The organism is Streptomyces barringtoniae, from assembly GCF_020819595.1.
Lineage (GTDB): Bacteria > Actinomycetota > Actinomycetes > Streptomycetales > Streptomycetaceae > Streptomyces > Streptomyces barringtoniae.
Genome location: NZ_JAJHNP010000135.1, coordinates 1 through 284 on the forward strand (window position 1 = coordinate 1; position 284 = coordinate 284).

Sequence of the window (284 nt, forward strand, 5' to 3'; positions counted from 1 at the left end):
GGGCCAGGACGCCGTGTCACTGTCCCTGGCCGACACCACCGGCCGGCCCGTCGCGTCGGTGGACTCCTTGGTGCTGCGGCCGGTGTCGCCGGAGCAGTTGCGCGTCTCCGGTGACGGTCCGGCCGATTCGCTGTTCCGCGTGGAGTGGACTCCCGTGGAGGTGCCGACGACGGTTCCGGTGTCCGCCGCGGACTGGGTCGTCCTCGAACCTGAGGGCCTGGATGCGCTCGATGTGGTGCCGGGGACGGTGGTGGTGGATGGGCTGACTCCGTGTGGTGGGGTGC

The 284-nt window shown here is 71.5% G+C and carries 1 protein-coding gene; it reads left to right on the plus strand.

What is annotated here, in order from left to right:
* Nucleotides 1–13: 13 nt before the first annotated feature.
* A partial coding sequence (locus LMU33_RS41065) for a hypothetical protein (protein ID WP_228627243.1) occupies nucleotides 14–284 on the plus strand: 271 nt, incomplete at its 3' end.